The 5,967-nt window shown below is 74.6% G+C and carries 5 protein-coding genes; 2 read left to right on the forward strand and 3 right to left on the reverse strand.

Translation table 11 applies throughout. The features are described from left to right. The first annotated feature begins 231 nt into the window (after positions 1-231). Positions 232-1,890 (forward strand): hypothetical protein, encoded by a 1,659-nt coding sequence (locus EAD98_RS01475; protein WP_121652282.1) that lies wholly within the window; start codon positions 232-234, stop codon positions 1,888-1,890. A 127-nt stretch (positions 1,891-2,017) separates the two neighbouring features. Further along, positions 2,018-3,412, forward strand: coding sequence for an NAD(P)/FAD-dependent oxidoreductase (locus EAD98_RS01480; RefSeq protein WP_121652286.1), 1,395 nt, complete (start codon positions 2,018-2,020; stop codon positions 3,410-3,412). Positions 3,413-3,433: 21 nt separating this feature from the next. Here the strand turns inward: EAD98_RS01480 and EAD98_RS01485 are convergent, their stop codons facing one another. From EAD98_RS01485 to EAD98_RS01495, 3 genes are all read right to left on the reverse strand, one after another. Further along, positions 3,434-4,222: a nucleotidyltransferase domain-containing protein gene (locus tag EAD98_RS01485; RefSeq protein ID WP_121652283.1), complete on the reverse strand. Its 789-nt coding sequence runs from the start codon at positions 4,220-4,222 to the stop codon at positions 3,434-3,436. A 60-nt stretch (positions 4,223-4,282) separates the two neighbouring features. Next, entirely contained in the window at positions 4,283-5,629 is a 1,347-nt protein-coding gene (locus EAD98_RS01490) for a hypothetical protein (RefSeq protein WP_121652284.1), read from the reverse strand. A 5-nt stretch (positions 5,630-5,634) separates the two neighbouring features. Then, the coding region (locus EAD98_RS01495) for a hypothetical protein (protein WP_233583675.1) at positions 5,635-5,967 on the reverse strand (333 nt) is incomplete at its 5' end.

Genomic DNA, 5,967 nt, shown 5'->3' on the forward strand with positions numbered 1-5,967 from the left:
GTCCCTCCCTTCCTCGGTCGATCATGGAGTTGTGGTGGGTGACAAGAGCCGCGGATCAGGGTCATCCGGGCACCACAACTCCATGATCGACCGAGGAAGGGAGGGACGGGCGGACAGAGACGGGGCGGGACTTCGCACCGGGCCGCCTCGGCGGTAGCGTTGCGCCACACTCCCGGCCCGCGGGGCGGTAGACCGCCGACGCTGGCGCCCCGATCGTACGGAGGATGGTGCATGTCCATCGGCGCTGAGCCGCTCGCAGCACGCGACGATGCGGCCTCGCGGCCGAGCTTCGAGCTCACGCTGCGCGGCTACGACAAACGCCAGGTCGACCGACACCTGGAGCAGCTCGACGGTCAGATCGCGATGCTGAGTGGGGAGCACGGGCGCTCCGCCGTCCGGGTCCGTGAGCTGACCGCCGAGGTGCAGCGGCTGCGCGCCGAGCTGGCCGAGCTGCGCGAGCAGCCGGTGCAGGTGGACCGCGCCTCGTTCCAGGATCTGGGCCCGATGGTCGGCGAGATCCTGGCCCTCGCGGAGAAGCAGGCCGCCATGATCAGCCAGTCCGCCACGGACCTGGCCAACGAGCTGCGCGCCGAGGCCGAGCGAGTCCTCGCCGACACCCGCGAGCGGGCCGCGCAGGCGCGCCAGGACCTGGCGGAGGAGCTGGCGGCCCGGCGCGCCGAGCAGGAGCAGGCCCACGAGGAGCGGCGCAGCATGGCCGAGGCCGAGCTGACCGCGATCCGGGAGCACGCGGAGCAGCTGCGCGCCGAAGGTGAGGCCGCCAACGAGCGCGCCCAGAACGAGGCGAAGCGGATCACCGAACAGAGCGCGCAGCAGCTCAACCAGACCCGGGTCGCCGCCGACGCGCTGATGAAGTCGGCCCGTACCCAGATCCAGCAGGAGCTGCAGGCTGCCCGGGCCAAGAGCCAGCAGGAGCTGGCCCAGTGGCAGGCCGGGATCGAGCGCGACGTCAATGAGCGGCGGACCGTCGCCGAGCAGGAGATCGCCGAGCAGCGGGCCGCCGCGGAGCGGGAGTTGGCCGAGCAGCGCAGCGCGACCGAGCAGCAGATCGCCGCGCTGCTGGCCGAAGCGCAGCAGCACGTGACCGACCTGCGCAACCGGGCCGACGAGCAGGCCGCCACCCACCAGGAGCAGCTCGCCGCCCTCCAGCAGGACATCGAGGAGCGCCGGCAGGAGTCGACCCAGCTGCACGCCGAGCTGGAGTCCGCCCAGCAGCAGCTCGCGGAGGTGCGCCAGGAGGGAGAGACCCTGGAGAACGAGCTGTCCCGGTTGCAGCAGCGGCTGGGTGAGGTCCGTCGGGACCTCACCGCCGAGAGCGCCCGGCTGGACGAGGCTCGACGGGCCGGAGACTCCGCCGAGCGGCACGCCAAGGACGTCCGGGCCCGGGTGCAGCGGGAGGCGAAGCGGGTGGCCGACCTGGCCGCCGCCGCCGTCATGGCCGCCGCCGCGGGTGGCACGGAGACCGCCGAGTACCCGATGGTGGGCAACCGCTCCGGCGCCGAGCGACCCGGTGCTGAGCGGCCCGGTGTCGAGCGGCTCAGTGCCGAGCGGCCCGGAGTCGAGCGGCCCAGTGCCGAGCGGCCCGGAGTCGAGCGGCTCGGTGTTGACCGGCACAGCGCCGATCGGCACGACGACCAGTCCGGCAACGACCAGTCCGGCAACGACCAGTCCGGGAGTGACCGGCCGAGCGACGACCAGCCCACGGAGGACCCGGCAGCGGCTGCCGACCGTACGGCCGCTGCGGAGGAACCCACCGCGGACGTCGACCCGACCTTCACGCGACCCGGCGGCACCGGCGAACCGGCCCCCGTGCCGTTCCTGCCCTTCGGCCAGCCGGTCAGCGAGAACGGCGCCGCCCGGCACTCGGCCTGAGGTGGGTCCGGCCCGGAGTTGGCGGTTCTGCTCGGAACGGGGGCCGGTGGGTCACCGGAGCTGACAGGCTGGTCTGGCCGTCGTGCTCCCGCGGCGGCACCGGCCCGGCGACCGTGAGGAGCACCCGGTGACCGACCGACCGGAGGAGTTCGACCTGCTCGTCGTGGGCGGCGGCAAGGCCGGCAAGACGTTGAGCATGGACGTCGCCCGATCCGGCCGGCGGGTGGCGATGGTCGAACGCGGCATGATCGGCGGCAGCTGCATCAACGTCGCGTGCATCCCGACCAAGGCGCTGGTCACGAGCGCCCGCGCCGCCCGCCAGCTCCGCGGCGCGGCCGCACTCGGCCTGGTGGTTGAGGGTGGCCGGGTCGACGTGGACCTGCTGCGCGCCCACAAACAGGACGTCGTCGAGGGGATGGTGGCCGCCAACCGGCAGCAGTTCCTCGACTCCGGCCTGCACCTGGTGATCGGTGCGGCCCGGTTCGTCGGCCCCCGCACCGTACGGGTGTCGGTGTCCGACGGTGGCGAACGGCTCCTGCGCGGCGCCGACGTGGTGATCAACACCGGCACCCGCCCGCACCTGCCGTCGGTGCCCGGGATGGCCGAGGCCTCGGTGCTGACCAGTGACACCCTGCTGCACCTGGACCGGCTGCCGGGCCGACTGGTGGTGCTCGGCGGTGGCACCGTCGGGGTGGAGTTCGCGCAGATGTTCGCGTCGTTCGGCAGTGCGGTGACGCTGATCGAGGGTGGCCCACGGCTGCTCACCCGCGAGGATCCCGACGTCGGCGACGCGGTGATGCGGATCCTGCTCGACGACGGCATCGACGTACGCGCCGGCACGACGGTCGCCCGGATCGACCGCGACGCCGACGGCACGGTCCGGGTGACGCTGGACGACGGCAGCCTGGTGACCGGGGACGACGTGCTGGTCGCGGTCGGCCGCGAGCCGGTCACCGACGGGCTCGGCCTGGACGCCGCCGGCGTGCGGGTGAACGACCGTGGCTTCGTGGCGGTCGACGAGTACCTGCGGACCAGCGCCGAGCGGACCTGGGCGGCCGGGGACGTCGCCGGAACCCCGCAGTTCACCCACGCCTCGCTGGACGACTACCGGATCATCCGGGCGAACCTGGCGGGTGAGCGGCGCAGCACGGCCGGGCGGCTCATCCCGTACACCGTCTTCACCACCCCGGAGCTGGCCCGGGTCGGTGTCACCGAGACCGAGGCGCGCCGCGCCGGGTACGACGTCCAGGTGGCCCACCTGCCGGTCGCCGCGATCCCCCGGGCCCGCACCCTGCGCCAGACCGAGGGGATGTGGAAGGCGGTGGTCGACGCCGAAACCGACCAGATCCTCGGCGCGGCGTTGCTCGGCGCCGAGGCCGGTGAGGTGATCACCTCGGTGCAGCTGGCCATGCTCGCCGGGATGCCGTGGACCGCCCTGCGGGACGCGGTCATCACCCACCCGACGATGACCGAGGGCCTCAACCTGCTCTTCGCCGCGCTCCAGTCCCGCCCGGTGCGCTAGTCGGCGCCGAGGGTCGGCTGGTCAACGCCGCTGGTCTCCGGGCTGGCCGGCGATCTCGGCGCGGACCCGGTGCTGGAAGGCGCGCGCCTGCGTGCCGGTGGGCGACGGCCCCCCGTGCCGCGCGGCGACCGCCCGACCGATCACCTCGGCCGGGTCGCCGGCGTCGATCAGGCGCCGCCCGGCCTCCACCTTGGACAGCCAGACGCCGTCGCGGTGACGCACCAGGGATCGGCAGGCGCCGAGCACCGCGTCCTCCGCGCCGGGCGCGGGCCGGTCGTCCGGCGGCGTCGGCAGGGCCAGCCACCAGGACAGCGCCTCGATCAGCAGGCGGCGCAGGTCGGCCGGGGTCAGCTCGGCGAAGACCTCCCCCGCCGGCGGACCGAGCAGTGGCAGACCGCTCTGGTGCAGGATGCTGCGGTCCAGCCCGTACCAGAACCGGCCGTCGACCGCCGGCCGGTCGGCCGGGTCGAGCGTGCGGCGGAACGGCATGCCGGACCCGGTGTTCAGCTCGACCTCGAAGCCGGGCTCGGGGCTGCCGGCGGCGGCCACCTCCCGCCGGTAGACGACCAGCTCCAGCCCGCGTGCCGGGCAGGGCAGCGCCTCGTGCCGCAGCCGCGCCACCAGCGCCCGCTTGTCGGCCTCGCTCAGCGGCCCGGCGCAGAGCAGCGCCACGTCCACGTCGCTGCGGCCCGCCTGGTACGCGCCGAGCCCCACCGAGCCGGCCGCGTACGCGCCCACCAGGTCGTCGCCGAGCACGTCACGGGCGGCGTCGACCAGCTCGTCGAGGTAGCGCCGAAGATCAGAATCCACGCCTCATCCTCACCCCCGCCCGGCACCGCCGCGGAACCGGGTCGCCCGGTCGTCGGCGGCCTACCCGGCGTAGAGGAGCAGCAGGCCGGCGACGGTGTAGGCGACCATCAGCGCCAGCAGGGGGAGCTGGCCGGCCACGGCCCGGGCCCGGGGGAACAGGTACAGGGCGCGGTCGTGCGCGAGCAGCGTGCCGAGCAGGTGCCCGAGGATGATGACGGTGATCTGGAGAGTGGCCACCCCGGACGGCGTGACCAGGCCGGTGTGCGGTTCCCAGCCGGCGGTGCCGAACCAGTTCGCGCCGGTGTCCAGCGGGTCGGAGAGCAGCGCGACGGTGCGCTGACCCTCCAGGATCAACAACGAGTAGTAGTGGGCCACCAGGTAGCCCACGGCGATCGGCACGATGGAGTGGGCGAGTTCGCCGGGCAGCCCGCGGGCGTCGGCGCCGGCGGGCCCACCGCGGCCGATCCGGGTCGCCGCCCCGGTGGCGACGAGGTACGCCGCGGCGACGGCGGTGATGACCAGGATCAGCCCGGCGCTGCCGGTGACCACCGGGGGCAGGCCGTTCTCCTGGCTGAAGCGCAGCCAGGCCGGCGCGTTGGAGAGGCTGTCGAACATGGTCGACCCGAGCAGCACGATCACCACGGCGACCAGCCCGGGGCGGGGCCGCAGCCCGGCGATCCCGTCGAGCGGGTTACGCCACACCAGCACGCCGTCCGCCGCGCGGCCGACCGGGGCGAGGTGGCCGACCAGCGCGCTGTACACCTCGAACGGGTCGGCCCGGTCGAACCAGCCCGCGCCGAACAGCGCCGCCCCGGCGAGCATGAGCACGGCGTACCCGGCGAGCCAGGCGGTGATGACCGGCAGGGTGGCCCGGTCGGGCGCGACCAGTTCCAGCCAGACGAACCCGAACAGGGCCACCGCCGCCGGCCAGAGCCCCAGGCCGGCCGGCAGCTCGCGCAGGCCGCGCTCCGGGTCCCGGCGCCTCGCCAGCGCGGCGAGCAGATGGACGGTACGCAGCGGGTTGACCGCCCGCCAGACGGGGCCGAGCAGCAGCGACACGGGCACCAGCCCGACCCAGAGCAGCACGTAGAGCACCCCGGCCGTCGGGTTGTCCGGCGTGTCCGGCCCGGCCAGCAGGCCGAGGCAGAACCAACCGGCGGCAAGCAGGCCCAGCCCGCGCAGTGCCCACCGGAAGGCGGGCGCGTCGACGAGTCGGGCCAGCGGCTCCGGCACGGGCCGTCCGCCGGTCGCGTCCCGGTCGAGCCGCGGCTCGCGCCACAGCAGGCCCAGCGCGAGGAACGTGACGACCAGGGTCAGGGCGGCGGCGACGACGAGCTGCGGCAGGGTGATCGGCAGGTCCTGACGGCCGCCGACGCCGTGCGCCAGCACCGCCGGGGCGCCGGTCATGGTGCTCAGCGGACGACGAGCTGGAAGAGCACCAGCTCGGACTCGTGCGTCTCCACCTCGAACAGCCCGGTCTTCTCGGCGCGGAACTCCACCGACGCGGGCGTGCCGGCCGGCAGTCGGGCGCCCAGGTCGTAGCCGTGCACGTGCAGCTCGTCGGCGACGTCCGAGGTGACCGTGATCCGGACCAGCTCACCCTTACCCACGGTGACCCGCCCGGTGGGTGGGTCGACCCGCCGCTTGGCGATCGTCACGGTGATCTGCCGGTCCACCGCCGGCGTGCTGGCGCTGGATGTGGGACTGCCCGACGGTGTGGCCGCCGTGGTGGGGCTGGGCGGTGC

Origin of the sequence: Micromonospora sp. CV4 (assembly GCF_003667455.1) — a bacterium.
GTDB lineage: Bacteria > Actinomycetota > Actinomycetes > Mycobacteriales > Micromonosporaceae > Micromonospora.

What these genes read in the sequence shown, in the direction of transcription:
- EAD98_RS01475 (WP_121652282.1), top strand. Translation starts at nt 232, where the DNA reads ATGTCCATCGGCGCTGAGCCGCTCGCAGCACGCGACGATGCGGCCTCG.
- EAD98_RS01490 (WP_121652284.1), bottom strand. Translation starts at nt 5,629, where the DNA reads ATGACCGGCGCCCCGGCGGTGCTGGCGCACGGCGTCGGCGGCCGTCAG.